We start from the raw sequence: 2,477 nt of genomic DNA, 5'->3' as shown, positions 1-2,477 counted from the left end.
CACGATCGTATCCCGTATGCTGATGCTAGCCTGAGTTAAGAAGTATAACGTGAATAGAACTGTGAAAATAAGCCACACCAGTGAATTTGTTTTCTCTTTTACCCAGGTGGAGAGCGAAGAGGGGATCTGTTTGTACATATATACATACAACAGGCCAAGAAGTAAGGAAGGTACAATGGCTGCCAAGACAGAGATCCATGCGTCTCGATTCGCGGTATCTAACAATATTGGAATAAGGATGACATGGTTGGAGATTCCGATATATGTAATCAGGAGCATAGACAACTGGAAGGGTGTGATTTTTCCGTTCAAACAAATCAGCTCCTTCTTACGATGGCGGTATACTTAAATTTTCCAATTACATATATTTTATTCACGTTTTAAGCTTATCTGTTCCCACCTGGGAATATATTGAGTGTCCAGCTGGAAAAGAGTTAACACAAATTGAAGTCTTGTTTCAAAGGATTGAGGTTAGTCGAATTGAAGAAGAGGTACAGCGACTAAAAAGTAGCCATTAATTGAAAAGAAAATTTATTAGAATTTAAATAGCGCATATAGCTACTATTTTTATTAAAAGTTTGCTCAAATGCTAACTATCTTGATCTACTGAGAAGATTGACTTTCCGTTGGGTATTAATTTAATAGAACATTAAAAAACCACGAAGGCACAAAAAATGTTTTGAAGGGTTGCTCGTGGCAGCCCTTTGCCGGACTAACGGGCAGATTTGCTTAATAGTCACCTTTATCATTATGGTACAATTTATGGAAAGGGGGGCATGAGTTGAAAGTAATCATTAATAAAAATGGCTACGAGTGGAATTTAAGGGCCTACTGAAGGTTAGGAAGCCAGATGGAATCATAAATTATAATCCAATTTATGATGCAGAATTGGATAATGTAGCGCCTCTTACTGAAAATGATGAGACAGACAATATATTATTTTGGAACTTGATCGATAATGTTGGCTATATCGATGAAGTTGACGAGACGGTTCTTAGATGGTGTAAGTCGTTGAACGAGCAGGATAGTTCAATCATTTTATCGAACACCTAGGCAATGGAGGAAATTACGAAGTTAGGAATAAACGTCAGAAGCACACTACGACAAGGAGTGAAGTTATGAAATTATTGCTCACATCCGCAGGAATCAATAACAAAAGCATACACGACGCGCTAGTTGAAATGCTTGGCAAGCCGATCGCCGACTCCAACGCCCTGTGCATCCCCACCGCGATGTACGGACACCCCTGGGTCGGCCCCGGCGTCAAAGCCTGGCAGTTCATCAGCGGGATTTCTGAGAATCCCATGTTCAAGAATCCCATGGTCGACCTGGGCTGGAAGTCCGTCGGCGTGCTGGAGCTCACAGCGCTGCCAAGCATCAACAAAGACCGCTGGGTGCCGCTGGTCCGGGAGACGGACGTCTTGCTGGTAGCGGGCGGAGACGCCCTCTACCTGTGCCACTGGATACGGCAGTCCGGACTGGCAGACCTTTTGCCGTCGCTGCAGGCAGTTTATGTGGGAATGAGCGCCGGGAGTATGGTGATGGCACCTAACATTGGGGAATTCTTTATTGGCTGGACTCCACCCACCGGTGGTGATGAAACGCTGAGTCTGGTTGATTTTGCAATATTTCCGCATCTGGACCACGAGATGCTGCCTGGAAACACCATGGCTGCTGCAGAGAGATGGGCCGCTGGGATGCAAGGGCCGGCATATGCAATTGATGATCAGACCGCCATCAAAGTAATCGACGGAGCAGTCGAAGTTATTTCCGAAGGGAATTGGAAACATTTTTCGCTCTGATCTTACTCCGCTGTGGAGCTAACGGATACAAAAGCGTAAACGTGTATATTAATTTTTTTGAAGTAACCGCTTAGGTAGATTAATTTTTTATTTGGATAAGATGTTTATTAATGAATACAAAAGAAGGTGCGAAAGCGAGTATGCATAAGATGAAACCAGTTAAACTGGATGATCTTGTTGGTGAGATTGAAATGCAAATTGATGATACTTTAACATTTATAAATATTACATCAGGGGAAGTTATTACATTAACGAGAGAAGAATATCGTGCTGCAGAAGATGAAAAGCCACTCGATAAGTTCCCTGAATGGCAAAGGGAGAACATTGAGAAAGCAATAAGGATTATTGAAGATGAAGAAGAGATTTACGTTGATTTTACGTTAAAAAACGACTTCAATGAATATGAAATCATAGAGGATTTTATTGGGACTTTAGAAGATGGAGATATCCGAGAAGAGCTGTTTGTAGCTATCCAAGGAAGAGGTGCATTCCGGAGATTTAAAGATGGGATTATTGAACATGGTGTCGATAAACTATGGTATGAATACAAAGAAAGTAAGATAAAGGATTTTGTAATTGAATGGTGCAAGGATAATGATATTGAAATCCAGGCATAAAACTCGTCCCCTATCCAACACATAATGTAATAAATGATTGTTATTAAACGGAGAACGA

3 protein-coding genes are annotated in these 2,477 nt (G+C 41.5%); 2 read left to right on the top strand and 1 reads right to left on the bottom strand.

Annotation, left to right across the window (positions count from 1 at the left end; translation table 11 throughout):
* Positions 1–312 (bottom strand): GerAB/ArcD/ProY family transporter (locus tag PCH02S_RS35425; protein ID WP_164819852.1); only part of this gene is annotated, 312 nt, incomplete at its 3' end.
* Between the two features lie 806 nt (positions 313–1,118).
* Between PCH02S_RS35425 and PCH02S_RS35420 the strand changes: the two genes are divergently transcribed.
* Together PCH02S_RS35420 and PCH02S_RS35415 are read left to right on the top strand one after the other, a co-directional pair.
* Entirely contained in the window at positions 1,119–1,802 is a 684-nt protein-coding gene (locus PCH02S_RS35420; RefSeq protein ID WP_127458792.1) for a Type 1 glutamine amidotransferase-like domain-containing protein, read from the top strand.
* A 110-nt stretch (positions 1,803–1,912) separates the two neighbouring features.
* Entirely contained in the window at positions 1,913–2,419 is a 507-nt protein-coding gene (locus tag PCH02S_RS35415; RefSeq protein ID WP_246069437.1) for a UPF0158 family protein, read from the top strand.
* Positions 2,420–2,477 lie beyond the last annotated feature (58 nt).

Source organism: Paenibacillus chondroitinus NBRC 15376 (genome assembly GCF_004000765.1).
Lineage (GTDB): Bacteria > Bacillota > Bacilli > Paenibacillales > NBRC-103111 > Paenibacillus_E > Paenibacillus_E chondroitinus.
This window is presented reverse-complemented; position numbering and strand designations above follow the sequence as displayed.